Source organism: Alteromonas genovensis (assembly GCF_010500895.1).
Classification (GTDB): domain Bacteria; phylum Pseudomonadota; class Gammaproteobacteria; order Enterobacterales; family Alteromonadaceae; genus Alteromonas; species Alteromonas genovensis.
In genome coordinates this window covers 67,490-86,830 of the sequence record NZ_JAAAWO010000014.1, presented here as the reverse complement: position 1 = coordinate 86,830, position 19,341 = coordinate 67,490, and the positions used below count along the sequence as shown (strand labels likewise).

The following is a 19,341-nucleotide window of genomic DNA, read 5'->3' as shown; positions in this document are numbered from 1 at the left end:
GTTTAAACACCATATAGGCTAAAAAGTGAAGTATCGACTTCACTTGTTTTCTCGCGTTTTCCATGTAACCGTAGGTGATATTTTACGGCGGAAACGCTTTTCTTGTTACAGCTATTTCTACGAAAGGGTTGCAATGCTCATAAACGATACACTCCATACAACTTCGCCACTACGCCAGCGTATCAGAGACTACTACCGCATCAGCGAGTCGGTAGCAGTCGACCAAATTCTACCTATTGCAGAGGTTAATCCTCGCGCGAGAAGTAGGGCGTGGGAACGAGCAAGAAAGATGGTGCTACAAATCCGCCGCGAACAGCAGGGGCACGGCGGTGTAGACGCACTGTTAAACGAATATTCGCTCTCCACCTCAGAAGGTGTGGTGTTAATGTGTTTGGCCGAAGCGCTATTACGTGTGCCAGATAGAGACACACAAGATGAGCTTATTCGCGACAAATTGTCGAAAGGGCAGTGGACACCGCATTTAGGGAACTCAGATTCTCTATTTGTTAACGCATCTGCATGGGGATTGTTGTTCACAGGTAATATGGTGAACTATGCAGATAAGCGTAAGACCGAACAATTCGGCTTATTGAAGAAAACGCTGGGCCGTTTAGGCGAGCCGGTGATCCGCCGCGCAATGAACATTGCGATGCGCGTAATGGGTCGTCAGTTTGTTATGGGCGAAACCATTGAAGATGCAGTAGAAAGAGCGAAAGAGAAAGAAACGAAAGGCTACGTATATTCATACGACATGCTTGGCGAAGCGGCTCGCACAATGGGCGATTCAGACGGTTATTACGACGCGTACGTGCAGGCTATTAAGGTTATCGGTAAAGCGGCTAAAGGCAGAGGCCCGAAACGTTCACCGGGCATTTCAGTTAAGTTATCTGCTATTCACCCTCGCTTTGAATTCTCTCACCGCGAACGTGCAATGGAAGAAATTCCTCCGCGCTTGAAAGCATTGTGTTTAATGGCAAAAGAGCACGACATTGGCCTTACTGTGGATGCTGAAGAAGCAGACCGCCTAGAGCTGTCACTGGATATCATTGAAGCCGTCTTCCGCGATGAAGATTTAAACGGCTGGACAGGGTTTGGCTTAGCCGTTCAGGCTTATCAAAAACGCGCAATTCACGTTATTGAACATTTGCGAGAGCTTACCCTTGAAGTGGGTCGTCCATTAATGGTTCGCCTAGTAAAAGGGGCGTACTGGGACACAGAAATTAAAATGACCCAGCAGGCGGGCTTAGAAGAGTTCCCTGTATTTACACGTAAGTCGTCAACAGACGTGTCTTACCATGCATGTGCCAATCGCCTGCTAGAGTATCGCGAGACGCTATACCCTCAGTTTGCAACGCATAACGCCTATACTGCATCGGTTATTATCGAACTTGCAGGGGACGACAAAGAAGGGTTTGAATTCCAGTGTCTTCACGGTATGGGCGATACCTTGTACGACCAAGTTGTGAAAGAAGATAAAATACAGTGCCGTGTTTACGCTCCAGTCGGTGAGCATGAAGACTTGTTGGCGTACCTCGTGCGCAGGCTACTAGAAAACGGCGCTAATTCATCCTTTGTAAATGCAATTGTTGATGATGAAAAACCGGTAGAGACTTTGTTAGAGGACCCGGTAGAGAAAACGCAGCGTTTAAAAGTACGCTACAACAAACTCATTAAAACACCTCGCGGTTTATATGCCCCAGAGCGAGACAACTCGCGGGGTTTGGATTTAACAGATACTAACGCCGTCACCGCACTTAAGCATGAGCTAGAGCGCTGGCAAGATTATTACAAGGTAACTGATGGTGTACCCGAGGGCGCAACAGCGGTAGTAAGCCCAGCAGATAAAAACGATATCGTGGGCTATCACTATTACGCTAAGTCTGACGACATGGTTAAAGCCCTTGATGCCACCAACGCTGGGTTTGACGCTTGGTCGAAAACAGACGTTAGCGAACGTGCAGAAATACTAGATAGAACTGCCGATGCCTTAGAGCGTCATATGGCGGAACTCATCGCTATTTGTATGCGCGAAGCGGGCAAGGTTGCCCAAGACAGCATTGATGAGGTGCGAGAAGCAGTAGATTTTTGTCGTTACTACGCGGTAAGAGGCAGAGAGCTTGCCGAAGATCAGCGCTTAGTACCACGTGGTGTTGTACTGTGTATAAGCCCGTGGAACTTCCCTCTGGCCATCTTCTTAGGCCAAGTTGCTGCTGCACTGGTAACCGGAAACACGGTTGTCGCTAAGCCGGCCGAGCAAACCAGTATGGTTGCTAAGCGTGCTGTAGATATCATGCATTCTGTAGGGCTTCCAGAAGATGCCCTTAAACTTATTATTTCGCCAGGAAAAGAAGTGGGTGACACCCTGCTTCCTGATGAGCGAGTGAAAGCGGTAATGTTTACTGGGTCTACTCAAACCGGTACATTAATTTCGCAAATGCTTGCCGAACGTGGTGGTGAGCAGGTGCCGCTGATTGCCGAAACCGGCGGTCAGAACTGCATGATTGTGGATTCCACTGCACTGCCAGAGCAAGTGGTTGATGACGTTATTCATTCGGGCTTCCAGAGTGCGGGTCAACGCTGTTCAGCACTTCGAGTGTTATTTGTACAAGAAGATATTGCTGATGAGCTAACTGAAATGTTAGTGGGCGCAATGAAAGAGCTTACCGTTGGTGAGCCAAGTCAGCTGTCTACCGACGTAGGCCCAGTTATTGATGAAAAAGCGCTGAAGAGTCTTACCGATCATGCGTCATATATGGAAGGCAAAGCTAAAATACTGCACCGTAATGACATTCCAGCAGGGGTTGAAAACGGAACGTATTTTGCGCCAACGCTTTACGAAATTGATAATATCGACGTGCTTGAAAAAGAAGTATTTGGCCCTGTGGTGCATATGGTGCGCTTCAAGTCTAAAAACTTAGATAACGTACTAGAGCAAATCAACGGCACGGGCTACGGACTCACCATGGGTATTCACTCGCGTATTGAAGAGCGTGCCCATGAGCTCGCTGCGAAGAGCCGTGCGGGTAATGTTTATATTAACCGCAATATGATTGGAGCCATTGTTGGCGTGCAGCCTTTCGGTGGTCGCGGTCTGTCAGGTACGGGTCCAAAAGCAGGTGGGCCTAACTATTTGCCCCGTCTACTTATGGAGCGTGCAACACCTAAACCATCGCATATCGACGATGTTGACGGTACCGATGAAGCTCTTGTGGGCGATGAGCAAATTGCAGAGCGTGCTCACGTGATGATGGACAAAGCGAAAGCGGTGGAAATTCAGTGGCGTCATACTGCACTAAACGACCGTATTTCTATGGTTCGTCAGCTTTTAGCCAAAATTGCTAAAGTAGATATTGTTGATGACCTAGCTGACGATTTGAACAGAACGTTAGCAACAGCACGTCAGCAGTTAACCAGCATCGAACGCAAGTTGGCTAAGCCGCAGGAGTTACCAGGGCCAACGGGCGAGTCGAATAGACTATACCTAGAGCCGCGTGGAATTCTTGTCTGTTTCGCCGATAAAGAAGTGACCTTTGAGTACTGGTTACTGTCTATCGTCACGGCATTATCAACAGGTAACCCTGTTGTGTCAGTAGTGTCTAAAATCTTCTACGAAGAAGCCGTAGAGATTCAGAACAAGTTTGAAGCCACTGGCGCGCCTAAAGGGCTTTTCCAGGTGGCACGTCTTGCACACTTAGACACGCTACTGATGGACGAAGACTTGTCGGGTGTGGTTGTCGACTCAAGCACAGAGCGAACAGCTCGTATCACTGCAATGCTCTCTTCAAGAGAAGGTGCAATATTGCCGGTAATCAGTGCGGAGTATAACGATAACCTGATCCAGCGCTTGGTAACGGAAAAAGCTATTAGTATCGATACTACAGCGTCAGGTGGTAATACATCGTTAATGACAATGGTAGAAGATGACGAGTAGTCGATAATCTACAGCATGTTATGTGCACATACAAAAGAGACAAAAAAGCCAGCGTAAGCTGGCTTTTTTATGTCATAAAGCGTGATATCAGATAATACCGGCCCGCATAGATAACTACATCCATTCACTACTGCGACGTTTTCGCTTGGGGAAGTAGGTGAGTAGTACGCCTAATAAAATACCGCCACCAGCAACAAAGCCACCTCGCGTGAACCACATGACCAACTCATCTTTGTTGGCACTTTCCACCTTGTCGGCCAAGCTAACAATTTCACTGGCCTGAGCTTCATTCTCTGTAGAGAGTTGAGAAATCTGCTGGCGAGCATCATTTAACTGCTGGCGAAGGCGCGCATTGTCCGATTGAGATGCTTGCAGTTCAGCCTGGTTCTCAGTCAATTGCTCGCTGATAATAGGCAGCTTTTCTGCTCGCGACATTGTATTTGATACAAACTTGCTCTCTACCCATCCCTCGCGACCATCATCATCGGTGATTTGGGTAAATTCAGCATCGCTATCTGTCGATACTACCGTTATTGGTGTCCCTGCCTCTATTGAGCCAAGAATACGGTAGTTTCTGCCCGGTCCCGTATGCATAAAAATGAACAAATCATCTTTGATGTAGTGAGATGATGATGCTTCCAATTCAGGGGTGTCTTGCAGCGCTAAGGCTTGAAAAGAACACGTGAAGAGGGCTACGGCTAACCACTTTCGAATCATATGAAGTCCAATTGCTCGTTGAAATCTTAAAGATGGTATTGGTTGACTGACATAAAGGCAAGTTTGTTCATGCATTGAGTATTGAATAACGCCTGCAAATATTGCCAAAAAGTAGCGACAAGGGTAAGGTGTTGTATCTTCAGATGTACCTGCATACCTGTATTGTCAAACGCATAACGTTTCCATGTAGCGTGGTTTTTTAAATTAGAGCCACTGTAAATGGAAATCAGAGATTTCCGAAAATAAGCCATGCTTTAAATAACATGACCGACAAAGTGACCGATAAAAAACAATGTCCGAAATAGAATTGAAATTTGTAACTGGTGCAAACGCGCAGCGCCAGTTTTCTGAGCGCGTACTCCCGCTTTTTGACAAGCATCAGGTCACAGTAATCTCGCACAAAGAAATGCGATTGGAAAACGACTACTACGACACTGAGAAATTTGATTTTCAGCAAAAGAAAATGGGATTTCGCGTGCGAGGAAATAACGGTCGCTACGAACAAACCCTAAAAACTAACGGCGTAGTGAGTGGTGGGCTTCATACCCGTTCGGAATATAACGTCGATTTGCAAAGCCCAAAGCCAGATTTAAGCCTGTTCGATGCCTCGGTTTGGCCGCAAAACTGGGATGTTGCTAGCAAGAATGCCAGTCTTTCACGCCAGTTTAGTACGCACTTCACTCGCCATGCCTATGAAGTTGAGGTTGATGGCAGCCGGGTCGAGATTGTGCTCGATTGCGGTGAGGCACTGACTGACAAAAACAGCTCTCCCATTAATGAGATAGAGTTAGAATTGCTCGATGGTGATGTGGACAGCCTTTTCACGCTAGCGCTATTGATAAACAGCAATATGGAAGTGCGGCTAAGCGATGTGTCTAAGGCCGCTCAGGGATATCAATTGCTGCATGGCTTCAATGCGAAAATTCGGCCATTACCCGATTTTCTTTCGCTAGAAGATGCAACTTCCACCGAAGACGCGTTCTGTCTTGCTGTGCAAATAGCCCTGGCACATTGGCAACATCACGAACATGTGTTTTGCGAAAGCGGCTCTATTAAGATGCTGGCTGAGGTAGCGAAAAGCATTCACTTATTACTGCAAAGCGTATCGCTGTATTTGCCAATATTGCAATGCCCAGAACTGCTAGCCCTGCACAAAAAGCTGATTGCTTATGCGCAACAATGGAGCTGGCAAGATGACCTGCAAAGCCTTCGTTACTTGCTATCTAAAAAAAGTCTGTTCAGCAAAACCTTAAGTAAACATCCTGCCATTGTGAGTTATTTACAAGGGCGAAAAACAGGCCTGATGCATGCCCATGAGCCAAAGCAACTTTTCTTCGATAACGATGCTACCGATATTAAAATTGAAGCTATTCGTTTGGTGCAGCAAAAGCCTTGGCAGGGACGCTCTACCGGTTACGACCATAGAGTACTAGATCACGCTAAAGGGTGGTTATCTCAAGGGTGGCAGACTGTCCAGCAAAGCATGCCGCTAAATAAAACCATGGGGCCGGCCAATTATTCCGCGGTGGAAGTCATGCTTCGTCAAACCCTGTGGAGTGGTTTCTTACTTGGCGACTTATTTGTAGAAGAGCGGGGCAATTTCAGAGCGCCGTGGCTTGATTTGCTCACCGGTATTGACGAGTTAAACGCCTTATTAATGTTACATAAATCTATCGATGATGCCGAGGTTGAGTCTCAAGATGAGTTGCGCAAATGGACGGCGCAGAAACTGACAACACTTATTATTATTATGGAGCGTACGCGAAAAGTAGCAATGCAACGAGACGTGTATTGGTAATGCGTGCATTAGTTAGCTCTCTGTGTGCAATCCGCAGATCCTTTTTTCTTTGATTCACACGGACAGGTGATAGTGATGACTTTTTCGATTCAAGATTATTGTGTGCTTTTGCTGCTGGTTATTTACCTGTTAAGCCTGGGCTTATTTTTACGCCAGCAAAGGCATAATAAGGGCGCCGGATGGCTGTTGGCAGCGCTATTGTGCTGGCCGCTATTTATGACCGATGAATGGTTAAGGATGAGCGGGCTCAATGAGCTTGCTGTGTTGTATGGTTTATCTGATGTTTTCGCCGTTATTGCTATTACGTGTTGTTACCGCGCCATAAAGCCAATGCTGTACCTTCAACCTTCTGCAAAAAAACGGCTGTGGCTGCCTGCGGGTATCACTGCGCTACTTCAGGTAGCGGCGTTACTCATACCCGCAACAGAAAAACAAAGGTGGTTGATGGCATCTCCCATTGGCGACCCGTTAGTGTTATGGCCAGCGTATGCGGCACCATTAGTAGCAGGCTTTAGCGTGTTGTTAATTGGGATATTGATTACTGAACATATGCAAACCTACCACCGACACCTACCTGAGCAAGCGGTGGATATTAGTGAATTTAAAGTAACAGGCCTTGCCAGCGTGATGGGCATTACGGTGGGCATTGCTTTCATGAGTATTCTACTGGTAACTGCAGCCACCTTTGGCTTTTTTCAGCTTGCGGCGTGGGAGAGTTATTACCATCTCATGTTAGGCGCGGCACTGCTATCGATATTGGTGTCGTTACTGTTTGCTCGCAATACGTCGCCATCCCCGTTTGATCATGAACGTTTGGACGAGGGAAAGGCAACGCCTTACGAAATGAGCAGTATAATCTCTAAGGCTGAGCGTCACACTATCGACAGCAAAGCGTATAAGGCTAGGCGGCTCACCATTGCTCATTTTTGTGACGAGGCCGGATTAGATGCAACGACTCTTGCGATTGCGTTAAGGGTGTCTGATAAAAAGAGCTTTAGACGGTTTATTTACCATTTTCGCTTAGAGTACGCCAAGAAGGTGCTATTGCGAACCGACACCAAGGTAGCAGCAGTAGCGAAACGCTTAGGTTTGAATTCAGAAAAGTTCTTAAGCGATTACCTAGTTAAACATTTAACCAAAAACGGCAGCGGACAATAAGGGGCGCGGTAAGCACTGCTCTATTAACAGCGTAAATTGGCCTTCTAGTAACCAAACGCCGAAGTAAGAATGTGGTGGGTGAAGGTTTTGCGTAAATAAAACCCCCGCGGTCGAGTTTTAATTTTCTCACCCTCTACTCCCCTGGCCTCAGTGAGTACGCTACCATTTGCTGCCTTTGGGCGTATATGCAGTGCCGTGCCCTGCTTTGACGTTATCGATTCCACATGCCCGGTGACTATTTGTTCTGTTAACTCTTCCCAGTCTTGCCTGAGTATCTCGTCTTCTTTTTCGCTAGGTCGCCAATAAAATCCTGTGGCGACCCGTCTATCTGAAAGGGGGATTCGTCTGTCCCCTTCGATAGGAAGCCACAAAACTTGCTGCAATTTGTTGCGCACATTACAGGTTTCCCACGTGATGCCCGGCTGCATTAGTAAAGGAGCAAAGCACACGTACGTGGTTTCAAGAGGCGCAAAGGCGGCATCAATGGGAATGGTTTTTAGCTCAATGCCAAGCTCTGGAAAATCCTGCTGCGGCTTAGAGCCTGCACTAGCCCCTAGCCATTTTTCTATCAGCATTCCAGGCCAGCCTTTATGGCGCTGCAGGTTGGCTGGAATAGCGACATTTGCCATACGAGCAAGTTCACCTAGAGTAAGACCCGCTATAGCCTGACATCGAGTGAGTAATTCGTCGGGAGTGTTAGGCGGCGACTTAGGAGGCAGCATTGTTATCAGAAATTCCTTCGTTGAGCTGAGTCATTGAATATTAACACTATGATTGGAGCATAGTTTGTGGAAGAATGAAAACATATTACCAGTATTGCGTACCCGGGAGTCTATGTGATAGATGCCGATGGATTCCGTGCGAATGTGGGTATAGTGATTTGCAACAAAATGGGTCAAATATTTTGGGCAAGACGTTATGGCCAACATTCATGGCAGTTCCCTCAAGGCGGAATTGATGAAGGGGAAACTGCCGAGCAAGCCATGTTCCGCGAGCTGCACGAAGAAGTAGGATTAACGTCTAAAGACGTGACTATTTTAAGTGTTACCCGTAATTGGCTTAGATATAAGCTGCCAAAGCGATTAATTCGACAAGGTAGTAATCCTGTTTGTATAGGACAAAAACAAAAATGGTTTTTACTGCAACTCGATTGTCAGGATCGTGATGTCAACGTATTAAAGACTGGTCACCCAGAATTTGATGACTGGAGGTGGGTAAGTTATTGGTACCCCATAAGAAATGTTGTGTCGTTCAAGCGTGATGTATATCGCAGAGTAATGAAGGAGTTTTCTCCTGTTGTTATGTCTGCACAACAACGTGCTCCCCAGCGTCAGGGCAACGTCTCGACTAAACGCGGCAAAAAACGAAGACGTGGATAAACAAACAGGAGTAACCGGTGAATACCCCTAGTAACTCAGGTGCAATGCTAACCACGCTTAAGCGTATCGTGCAGGAAATGAATCAAATTCCTGCACTTGATACCGCGTTGTTTCGACTTGCATCTAGGGTGAAGCAGACATTAAATGTCGACTCCTGTTCTATCTATCTCGCCGACAACGAAGCGAAAGCTTTTATACTCAAGGCCACCGATGGTTTACACCCTGATGCGGTTGAAAATGTTCGCATTGGTTTTACCGAAGGCCTCATTGGCCTAGTGGGGCAGCGCGAAGAACCCCTTAACATCGCTAATGCGCAGCACCACCCCCGCTTTAAGCACTATCCTGAAGTTAAAGAAGACAACTACAACGCGTTTCTCGGCACTCCAATTACCAATCAGCGGCGAGTGCTTGGCGTTATTACGCTGCAGCAAACCGACCTGCGACGCTTCAGCGAAGACGAAGAAGCATTCCTAGTGACGCTAGCGGCTCAGCTTGCTCTTGAAATCACGAATGCAGATATTCGTGGTGCACTCACCTTATCCCATACTGCGGGTAATATTGCTCAGCAAAAGAATGTTCGCGGTATAGCGGGGTCGCCTGGGCTAGCTATCGGCACAGGCTTTTCACCTGACAAATCAATAAACTTAAAAAACTGGGTAGTAAAGCAAACCCGCTCGCCGGCCGAGCAAATAGCCCTGTATCGAAAAGGTGTTGAGGTAACCCGTGGACATGTCGATACGCTTTCTCAGCGTTTAGATGATGGGTTACCTGAAGACGTAAAATCAATTTTCCAGCTTTATCACCATCTTTTAGATGCAAACAGTCTTGGCCGCGAAGTAGAAGAAAAAATACGCCAAGGGTGGGATGCCGCCTCTTCATTGAAAATGGTAGTAGAAGATTATGCTGCTCGCTTTCGCGCGATGGAAGACCCGTACATGCAGGAGCGGGCCATTGATATTATTGATTTGTCAGACCGAATTCTGGTTAACATTCTTCAAGAGCAAAACGGTCATAAAATAGCGGAAAAAGCCATTTCGGGGCCGTGCATTTTAGTGGCAGACGAAGTGTCAGCTACCATGTTAGCCGAGTGCCCTCGAGATAAATTACAGGGCATTATTTCTGTTCGCGGCTCGAATAATTCCCATGCCGCTATTTTAGCCAGAGCCATGGGCGTACCGGCGGTTATGGGGTGTCAGAGCGTATCGCCAGCGCTGCTTGAAGATAAAGAAATCTTGCTCGATGGCTACTCTGGTGAGGTCATCATTTCGCCAGCACGCGAGGTAAAAGCTGACTTTATACAGCTGATTGAAGAAGAGTCAGCAATCACAGAAAAGATTGAGGCTGAAGCCGATAAACCGTGTGAAAGTATCGATGGCTGCAGAATGTCTTTGTATATTAATGCGGGGTTGTCTGCAGAGGTTGAACTTGATGCCGGGCAAATAGGTGCGGGCGTAGGGCTTTATCGTACTGAAATTCCTTTTATGCTTCGCGAGCGCTTTCCGTCAGAACAAGAGCAAGTTACCTTATATCGACAAATACTCGAAGCCGCGCCTGAGTTACCCATTACCATGCGTACTCTCGATGTGGGCGGCGATAAGCCGTTGCCTTACTTTCCAATTAACGAAGAAAACCCGTTTCTGGGTTGGAGGGGCATTCGCCTCACTCTTGATCACCCAGAGATTTTCTTAGTTCAAATACGTGCCATGCTGCGAGCCAATATTGGGCTTAACAACCTGCAAATTATGCTGCCCATGATCTCAACGGTATCTGAAGTTGTTGAAGCAAAGCGGTTAATCAACCAAGCGTTTCTAGAAGTGTCTGACGAAGCCTCAGGCACTGATAACGTGATCAGTCGTCCTAAGTTGGGCATTATGCTAGAGGTGCCATCGGTACTGTATCAGTTGCCGCAGCTAGCTAAATACGTCGACTTTTTCTCAGTGGGAAGTAACGATCTTACCCAATACCTGTTGGCCGTTGATAGAAATAACACACGGGTAGCAAGCCTGTATAATAGCTATCATCCATCGGTGCTTGGTGCGCTTTACGACATAGTGCAAAAAGCGAATGCCAGTCAAACGCCGGTCACTATTTGTGGAGAAATTGCCGGTGAGCCAGCGGGCGCTTTATTGCTAATGGGAATGGGGTACCGCCGTTTAAGTATGAACGGGTTTAATTTACGTAAAATCAATTGGCTGTTGCGTAAAGTAACGCTATCAGAGTGTAAGCAGCTGCTTTCTCTCGCGTTAACGTCGTCCTCGCAGCAAGAGGTATTCACGCACATTAATGAATACCTAGAAACAAAAGAACTGGCTGGGCTCATTCGCGCGGGCGCCTAGCAGGCCTTTAGCTTTTGAAATCTATGCCTTATGAAAGCTGTGCCTTATGAAACCTGAAACTAAGATGCTTGTTACTAACACGCCTACAGCGAGTGTTTCGATAGCTATGTCTTGTGATAGTCAGCTACTTAGGTAGAACAGCACTACAACAATAAAATCATTTTCCATGAAGTCACAGAATTGGGCTTTGGCTTACCTGCTCAAGGAGGGTGCAATTATGCTACCCTCATCAACGTTAAAGAAGTGAAGGACACTGAATGGAACCCGTCGTTATCATCATAATTTGCTGCGTATTATTAGGGGCAATAGTGGGCTTACTAGCGGGTATGTTGGGCATTGGTGGTGGCTTAATTATTGTACCTGTGTTGTCTTATTTACTGGTGCATACACTGGGAATGACGACAGAGACGGTGATGCCGGTGGCAATTGCCACATCACTCTCCACCATTATATTTACCAGTATGTCATCTGCATTTGCACACTACCGGCTGGGCAATATCCAAAAAAACATCGTGTTGTTCACCGGCATTGGTATTGCCGTTGGGGCCATATTGGGCGCGCAGATAGCCAGTCGTATATCTGGTGAGCTGCTAAAAGACATCTTTGCGGTACTTGTCATGCTGATTGCGGCGCAAATGATCTTCGGCAAACAGAAGACGTCTGATAACACCGCTACTCGTTTTTCTCTTGCCGCGGTGGGCAGTGGAACCGGTTTGATAAGTGCTTTGATGGGTATTGGGGGCGGCGCTTTACTCGTGCCTGCATTGGTGTGGTTTCGAGTAAACGTGCGTTCAGCTATCGGCGGTGCGGCGTTATGCGGGTTGGTTATTGCCTTATTTGGTACTGCAAGCTTTGTCATAACTGGATGGGATGCGCCAGATGTACCTCAATACAGCTTAGGGTACGTATATTTGCCCGCAATGGCTGGAATTGTAACAACGTCGATGATTACCGCGAACATCGGTGCTAAACTCGGCCAAAAAGTGAATGTTCGCGTATTGAAAGCCATGCTAGCCTGCCTGCTAGTGCTGGTAAGTATTAGAATGATTTTAGGAATTGAATAATAAAATGGAACAGAGCAGTTATCTGGTTTTCCCCAGTATCGACCCCATTATTTTTAGCTTGGGACCATTGAGCGTACGCTGGTATGGCTTAATGTATCTCGTTGGATTTATCGCCGCATTTTTACTGGCACAAAAGCGTTTATCGCAAACGCCTTGGAATAGAGATCAGCTAAGCGACTTGCTGTTTTGGAGCTTTGTCGGCGTTATTCTTGGTGGGCGTATTGGCTACGTATTCTTCTATCAGTTTAATCTGTTCCTAGACGACCCTCTCTATCTATTTAAAATTTGGGCTGGTGGAATGTCATTCCATGGCGGTCTCATCGGTGTATTAGCTGCCCTCGCATGGCAGGCTAAGCGCATGAAAGCCACGTTCTTGGAGCTTGGAGATTTTGTAGCGCCCCTTGTGCCTATTGGTCTTGGCGCCGGACGCATTGGAAATTTCCTTAATGCCGAATTATGGGGGAGAACAACCGATGTGCCGTGGGCTGTTATTTTCCCCAGCGCGGGCAATGTGCCTCGCCATCCTTCTCAGCTTTATGAATTCGCCCTAGAAGGGGTGCTTCTATTTATTATTCTGTGGCTTTTCTCAGCGAAAAAACGACCTGTTGGTGCTGTAAGCGGATTGTTTTTGCTCGGCTATGGCAGTTTCCGTTTTATTGTGGAGTTTTTCAGAGAGCCCGATGCACACATTGGTCTATATCAAATGGGTCTTAGCCAGGGGCAACTTCTCTGTTTACCTATGATTGCTTTAGGATTAGGATTGATTGTACGTGCTTATATGGGCACCAAAAATAAAGATAAAACTAAGAAGATATAAGAAACGATGAAAGAATATCTCGCTCTCATGCGCCACGTACGCGATACAGGTGTAAAAAAGGAAGACCGCACAGGCACGGGAACGCTCAGCGTTTTTGGTTATCAAATGCGTTTTAATTTACAAGAGGGCTTTCCTCTTGTAACGACCAAAAAGTGTCATTTAAAGTCTATTATTCACGAATTGCTGTGGTTCCTTAAAGGCGAAACCAACATTGCCTACCTCAAAGAACACGGCGTTCGCATATGGGATGAGTGGGCCACTGATGAGGGCGAGCTTGGACCGGTATATGGCAAGCAATGGCGAAGCTGGGATTGTGGTGATGGCACATCTATCGATCAAATTGCCGATGTGGTCGAACAAATTAAAAATAACCCCGACTCAAGACGTCTTATTGTCAGTGGTTGGAACCCAGCCGCTCTACCTGATACGCAGTATTCGCCAAAAGAAAATGCCGAAATGGGCAAACAGGCACTTCCGCCCTGTCACACCATGTTTCAGTTTTATGTGCTAAATGGTAAGCTAAGCTGTCAGTTGTATCAGCGCAGTGGAGATATCTTTCTTGGTGTGCCGTTTAACATTGCAAGCTATGCGTTGTTAACGATGATGATTGCACAAGTGTGTGACCTAGAGCCTGGTGATTTCATTCATACCTTAGGCGATGCGCACCTTTATTCAAACCACCTAGAACAGGTGGAATTGCAGTTAAGCCGGGAACCGTTTGAACGGCCGACTATGGCAATCAATCCAGACGTTAAGGATATTTTTGGATTCAAATACGAAGACTTTGAACTTAAAAACTATCAATCTCATCCGCATATAAAAGCCCCCGTCGCTATCTGAGGAGATGCAATGAGTACTCCCATATTGATTTGCGACGACTCCGGTTTCGCAAGGCGTCAAATGGCCCGCAGTATTCCCGATAGTTGGGATGTTGAGGTGTCGTTTGCCGAACATGGAAAAGATGCCTTAACCCAGATTCGAGAGGGAAAAGGCGATGTGCTTTTTTTAGATTTGAATATGCCGGTGATGGACGGTTACGAGACGATGGAGATCATTCGCAAAGAAGATCTACCTTGTTTGGTTATTGTGGTGTCAGGGGATGTTCAGGAAAAAGCACGAGAGCGAATGCTGGCTTTGGGCGCCATCGATTTTATCCGTAAGCCCATTGATAACGCTAAGCTTATGCACATACTTACCTCCTACGGTATTTATAGCGGCGACAGCCTTGCCACTGGTCGCGCAAGCCAAAATAACACTGGTAAAGCAAGTGCGACAGCGAAAAGCGAAGCGGTAGTTACTGAAGAAGAGAAGTTAGACGCCTATCGCGAGATGGTGAACGTTGCCATGGGACGAGCAGGTGAAGACCTTGCTAAGCTGCTAGGTGAGTTTATCGATTTACCTATTCCCAATGTTAACTTAATAGAGAGCAACGAACTCTCTATGGCCGTTGCAGACATTAACCGAAGCGATCGGGTTTCTGCTGTGTCTAAAGGGTTTGTTAGTGAGGGAATAAGTGGCGAAGCCTTGGTGATATTTAACGACACGAAGTCGCAGAATATCGTTGAATTACTGAAGTACGCTCCATCTGCATCATCTGAAAACCTAGAGCTTGAGGCACTCATGGATGTGTCTAATATTCTTATTGGTGCCTGTTTAAACGGTCTGTCAGAACAGCTGGCAGTGGCATTTAGTCACACTCATCCCGTATTGCTAGGACAGCATCAAGGCCTCTCTACGCTGTTAAGTGACAATGTGCATCAATGGGGCAAAGTCATGGCCGTTGAAATTGGCTATGCCATAAAAGCCAAGGATATTTCTTTTGATTTATTACTGCTGTTTCCAGGCGATGCAATGAATCAAATTAATGCGCGATTAATGAACACCGACAGGGAGCGTCAATAGCGATGCATAGCAGTGTTACTCTTTCTTCCACGCCTAATGTTGTTGATGAACTACTAGACTCTATCGAAGTGGGTATTGTTATTCTCAACAAGCAATTCGAAGTTGAAGTGTGGAATAAATTTATGGCAAACCACAGCGGCAAACGAGAATCGTCGCTGTTGGGTACCTCACTATTTGAACACTTTCCCGAAATAGATAAGCAGTGGCTAACGGCAAAAGTAGATCCGGTTTTCAGTCTTAAAAGCCCTGTATTTATTATTTGGGAACAGCGCCCGTATTTATTTAAGTTCGGTTGCAGCAGGCCAGTAACGAGTGCGGCGTCGCACATGTATCAAAACGTCACTATGTTTCCTCTTGTTGGCGATAACGGCAGTGTAGAAAAGTTCTGTATTTTGGTTTACGACGTGACAGAGCAGGCCCTTGGTAAACGAGGCATGGCAAACCTTAATGAAGAGCTTAAAATTACAAGTCGGGTAGATGGCTTAACCGGGCTGTACAACAGACGTTACTGGCAAGAGCGGTTTGAAGAGCTTTATAAGCTCTCAAAACGCAGAAACAAACCCAGTACCGCAATGATGTTAGATATCGACCATTTCAAACGGGTCAACGATACCTACGGTCACCAAGCGGGTGATAAGGTCATTAAAATGCTGGCCGCGCTTATCAAGCGTTGCGTAAGGGAAACTGACCTGGCAGGGCGTTACGGCGGCGAAGAATTTGCCATTATACTCACCGACTCCACCTCAGAAAGTGCTACTCATGTTGCCGAGAGAATACGAGCCCTAGCCGAGCGTCTTGAAGTGGAGCACGATGGGCAAACCATTACGTTCACCGTTAGCTTAGGCCTTGCACAATTTGAGCAGAATGTGAAAAGCCCTATGGAATGGCTAGAGCAGGCCGACCAAGCACTTTATCGCGCGAAGGAAAGCGGGCGTAATCAGTATTGCGTTCATGAGGTTGAGTCTTAGTTAGAGTCGTAGCCAGAGCCCTAGCCAGAACTCTAGCTAAAAATGCAGCGTAGGCCAGATTCTGCATAACTTGTGCGGTATGGGTTATACCGACAATGTCAGTATGTGTCGTGCTAGTAATCGCCTCGTAAGTAAAAGATTTACGTTTTCGGCGCTAGCGGATTCTGCACGTTTTTAATGTGTTCGCGAATGCTGTAGAGGAACACGAGACTTGGAATCACCATCACCGCAGTGAGTGTAAAGAATAGACTCCAGTTTCCATTCAAACTGTCTACAACAATTCCGCTGCTAGAGGCGACAAATGTCCTTCCTGCCACACTTAAAGATGCCATTAGGGCGTACTGCGTGGCGCTAAAGGCGCGATTACACAGTAGCGATATGAACGCTACCATGGCTACCGTGCTCCAAGCGCCCGTAAAACCGTCTACAATCACGGTGAAGGCCAGTAAAGAAGTAGAAGGCCCTGTTTGTGCTATTACTGCAAATAGCAGGTTAGACGCCGCCATAGCAACGCCCGCTACCATCAAGCCGCGATAAATGCCATAGCGTATGTTTACAATTCCCCCCAACAGCGAGAATACAATAGTTACCCACCAATTCAGTAGCTTTGAATAGGTAGCAATATCACTGTTGGTAAAGCCAATTTCTTTATAAAAGACAATACTCATGCGTCCGAGAAAGGCTTCACCTATTTTAAATAGAAAAATAAACAACAAGAAGGAAAGCGCAAGCTTCACGCCGTTTCGGGCAAAAAATTCAGAAAATGGGCTGATTAACGTACTCTTTAACCAGCGTGCAATCTTGTCTTGAGCGCTGGCGTTTGCATTGGCATCGTCAGTTCCCTCAGAATCCATGTGGTAAAGCAGCGCACTCCTGTCGATATCTGGCTCTTTGGCAAGTAACGTGGCTATAGCAAGAAGGGCCATTAATACGCCGAGCAATAGATAGATATTAGCCCAGCTCCAATCGGTAAGGTCGGCGAGAAAAAAAGGAATAGCACCTAAGCCACCATAGCCTGTCCACCAACCCGCGGTTGCTACCGAAGACGCAGCTGACATTCCGTCTTTATCGTTTTCAGCAATACAGTCTATGCGAAAGCCATCAATGGCTATATCCTGCGTGGCGGAGCAAATAGCGGTGAGTAAACCGACTAATGCAATATAGAAAAGATGAGACGTTGTGGTTAGCTGAGACATCGCAAGGCAGCACAAGACGATGCCTATTTGCATGGAAAAAATCCATCCCTTGCGCTGACCTAATCTTGGTGGCTTTAACTTATCTACCAGCGGAGACCAAAGAAAGTTAATTGAATAGGTGGCGAAGATAATGCCAAACAAGCCGATTGCTGAGCGCGATAATCCGTCATCTTTTAGCCAGGCAGACAGCACTGAGCCAATCATTATCCAAGGAAAGCCACTGGCAATCCCGAAACAGAAAATACTCAAAAAGCGTTTGTCGTTATATGTTTTTATTGCGCTTAACAAAATACTGCCTAGTGATGCTCCAAGGCTTGGTATTGAGCCATGTAATCAATGAAATGGCAACATATGAGTCGTATTTGCAGGTGCCTTATTTTGATATGGATCCTTTATAAATGTGTATGTGCTTATGAAAGAGAAAATGTGGAGCAGAACGGTCGAAATAGTTTGTGCTTGATGTGTGCAGGCTTTTTTACAGAATTAAAAGAACGACAGGAGGTAAGGCCTTGCTAGGGCCTTATGCCTACACAGTCTATGGGACACGTGCCTGCGTCCTCGAGAAACTTGACACAGGTGCGTAACTCATCAACTAAAATACGGTCGTCTTTTAGTTTTTCTTCGCTCCAATAGTGAATTTGATGCAGCACATGCCAGAATACTCGTTCTTTTTGCGTGTAAGGCTGCGTAAGTGTGCAATTGACCTGACCCCATTCTTCCATGCAGTCCCAAAAAAAGAGTTCGATCTCTTCAACCGGTAAGCCTTCATTCCAAAAAGCATTTAGGTAAAAACACAGTTGTTTTGACTTAGTATCAACAAAATCTTTGACAGTCATAATGGGCCAACCGTTTTTTTACTACTCAGCGTATTATAGCCCATTACATTACTACTGCTCTAGGTTAGGGTTACTTTTTACGATGTTATCGATATGTAACTGATATGCGGATTTTTTTAGACTAATAGTAGATTTTGAAAATTACCAGCCCAAATAACGAGTCCATCCAATAGTGTTATTTGCAACTAGTTGTATATACGGGGTTTTCTGATTTTGATTTAGACTAAAGACTGAATTAGAGGAGGGGAGTAGCACCTGTCGGTAATGCAGTTTTAAGCTGGTTTTAGCGCGATTTCTGCGCATCACAACTGTACTGTGTTCCCAATCGCTCAATCCGTCTATAGAAAGGTCGAGTACGGGGAACGAAGAATTAGCCACTAAGTCGCTAATACTTTTATTCACATCGGCTTGTGGCCAATAGGGAGAAATCGTGACTAAGCTATCTGGCTCAAATGCCACATCATTGCTGGTGGCGTCCAAAAATGTAGCAGCTAGCATACCTTGCGCAACAACTAGCCGATAGCCTTGCACGTTCTGCAATCGGTTATTTAAGGCAATAAGCTGCTCAGTTAACTTGTCTGACGTTTGTTCAAAATCAAAGTATTGGGTGAGGTTTGTACTTCGCGGATGAATAACGCTACTACTTTGCCCGCTGCTGGCAGGCGCTTGCTCTGCTGCTGATGGATCTGCTGCCGCCTGAGCATCGGTGCTTTGATTACCAGTGCCTTGATTATTACCCCCCTGATCATCAGCCCCTTGCCCAGAAGTGTTGGCTGATTCTATGCCAGATTTTGTTGGCAGCATATTGAAGTTAAAAGGGCTTATGACGACGCGCCATCCTTTCTCTGAGAGATAACCCGCAAGCTCCTTGCTTTGAGAGAGTGAAAAACTGGAGAGAAAAGGCTCAACCAGTATAACGGCAACGCCTTGTGATAACGGGGTTTGAGGTTCAACTTCGATAATAGGTACTACGCGTTCGCCCACCAAAAGCTCTTGTACTTCGCCTAACGCAAACCCGTGACTGATATCGGTAAAGTAATCGCCAAAGACCGCTTTAGGCGAAAAGCCCAGTGCAAGCAGACACAATATGAAGGCAATACATTTACGCATGTTTCAAAAAACCTTTCGGCTCACAATAGCAATTAGATATCAGTGTATCGGCAAAACCATCAAAATCTAAACACCAAAGCGTATTTTATCCAGCAAGTTGGTTGTCTAGGCAGTCCTTTACTCAGTAAG

The 19,341-nt window shown here is 46.3% G+C and carries 15 protein-coding genes; 10 read left to right on the top strand and 5 right to left on the bottom strand.

Features of this window, described 5'->3' with window-relative positions:
• Window positions 1-133: 133 nt before the first annotated feature.
• Window positions 134-3,931: a bifunctional proline dehydrogenase/L-glutamate gamma-semialdehyde dehydrogenase PutA gene (gene putA / locus GTQ48_RS15860; protein ID WP_163107542.1), complete on the top strand. Its 3,798-nt coding sequence runs from the start codon at window positions 134-136 to the stop codon at window positions 3,929-3,931.
• Window positions 3,932-4,045: 114 nt separating this feature from the next.
• Here putA and GTQ48_RS15855 read toward each other — a convergent pair whose 3' ends face one another.
• Entirely contained in the window at window positions 4,046-4,648 is a 603-nt protein-coding gene (locus tag GTQ48_RS15855) for a TIGR04211 family SH3 domain-containing protein (protein WP_163107541.1), read from the bottom strand.
• A gap of 292 nt (window positions 4,649-4,940) precedes the next feature.
• On the opposite strand from GTQ48_RS15855, the gene GTQ48_RS15850 reads away from it, so the two are divergent.
• Window positions 4,941-6,446: a CYTH domain-containing protein gene (locus tag GTQ48_RS15850; protein ID WP_163107540.1), complete on the top strand. Its 1,506-nt coding sequence runs from the start codon at window positions 4,941-4,943 to the stop codon at window positions 6,444-6,446.
• Between the two features lie 75 nt (window positions 6,447-6,521).
• Window positions 6,522-7,604 (top strand): helix-turn-helix domain-containing protein, encoded by a 1,083-nt coding sequence (locus tag GTQ48_RS15845; RefSeq protein WP_163107539.1) that lies wholly within the window; start codon window positions 6,522-6,524, stop codon window positions 7,602-7,604.
• Window positions 7,605-7,648: 44 nt separating this feature from the next.
• On the opposite strand, the gene mutH is transcribed toward GTQ48_RS15845, so the two are convergent.
• Window positions 7,649-8,326, bottom strand: coding sequence for a DNA mismatch repair endonuclease MutH (gene mutH / locus GTQ48_RS15840; RefSeq protein ID WP_163107538.1), 678 nt, complete (start codon window positions 8,324-8,326; stop codon window positions 7,649-7,651).
• 114 nt (window positions 8,327-8,440) lie between these two features.
• Here mutH and rppH point away from each other — a divergent pair, with 114 nt between their 5' ends.
• The 7 genes from rppH to GTQ48_RS15805 all read left to right on the top strand — a co-directional run bounded on the left by rppH (window position 8,441) and on the right by GTQ48_RS15805 (window position 16,070).
• A complete protein-coding gene (rppH, locus tag GTQ48_RS15835) occupies window positions 8,441-8,983 on the top strand; it encodes an RNA pyrophosphohydrolase (RefSeq protein WP_163107537.1) in 543 nt (180 codons plus the stop codon).
• Window positions 8,984-9,027: 44 nt separating this feature from the next.
• Window positions 9,028-11,319 carry a phosphoenolpyruvate--protein phosphotransferase gene (ptsP, locus tag GTQ48_RS15830; protein WP_163107563.1) on the top strand — a complete coding sequence of 764 codons (2,292 nt, stop codon included), beginning with the start codon at window positions 9,028-9,030 and terminating at the stop codon, window positions 11,317-11,319.
• Between the two features lie 257 nt (window positions 11,320-11,576).
• Entirely contained in the window at window positions 11,577-12,383 is an 807-nt protein-coding gene (locus GTQ48_RS15825) for a sulfite exporter TauE/SafE family protein (RefSeq protein ID WP_163107536.1), read from the top strand.
• A gap of 4 nt (window positions 12,384-12,387) precedes the next feature.
• A complete protein-coding gene (gene lgt, locus GTQ48_RS15820; RefSeq protein WP_032095661.1) occupies window positions 12,388-13,200 on the top strand; it encodes a prolipoprotein diacylglyceryl transferase in 813 nt (270 codons plus the stop codon).
• A 6-nt stretch (window positions 13,201-13,206) separates the two neighbouring features.
• Complete coding sequence (locus GTQ48_RS15815) at window positions 13,207-14,040, top strand: thymidylate synthase (protein ID WP_163107535.1); 834 nt, start codon at window positions 13,207-13,209, stop codon at window positions 14,038-14,040.
• 9 nt (window positions 14,041-14,049) lie between these two features.
• Complete coding sequence (locus tag GTQ48_RS15810) at window positions 14,050-15,102, top strand: response regulator (protein WP_163107534.1); 1,053 nt, start codon at window positions 14,050-14,052, stop codon at window positions 15,100-15,102.
• Between the two features lie 2 nt (window positions 15,103-15,104).
• Window positions 15,105-16,070: a sensor domain-containing diguanylate cyclase gene (locus GTQ48_RS15805; protein ID WP_163107533.1), complete on the top strand. Its 966-nt coding sequence runs from the start codon at window positions 15,105-15,107 to the stop codon at window positions 16,068-16,070.
• A 140-nt stretch (window positions 16,071-16,210) separates the two neighbouring features.
• Here the strand turns inward: GTQ48_RS15805 and GTQ48_RS15800 are convergent, their stop codons facing one another.
• The 3 genes from GTQ48_RS15800 to GTQ48_RS15790 form a co-directional block, all read right to left on the bottom strand.
• The gene (locus GTQ48_RS15800; protein ID WP_163107532.1) at window positions 16,211-17,554 is read right to left on the bottom strand and encodes an AmpG family muropeptide MFS transporter; all 1,344 of its coding nucleotides are present in this window, start codon (window positions 17,552-17,554) and stop codon (window positions 16,211-16,213) included.
• Between the two features lie 224 nt (window positions 17,555-17,778).
• On the bottom strand, window positions 17,779-18,102 hold the full coding sequence (locus tag GTQ48_RS15795) for a hypothetical protein (RefSeq protein WP_163107531.1): 324 nt from the start codon (window positions 18,100-18,102) through the stop codon (window positions 17,779-17,781).
• Between the two features lie 141 nt (window positions 18,103-18,243).
• Window positions 18,244-19,212: a DUF3530 family protein gene (locus tag GTQ48_RS15790; RefSeq protein ID WP_163107530.1), complete on the bottom strand. Its 969-nt coding sequence runs from the start codon at window positions 19,210-19,212 to the stop codon at window positions 18,244-18,246.
• Window positions 19,213-19,341: the final 129 nt, after the last annotated feature.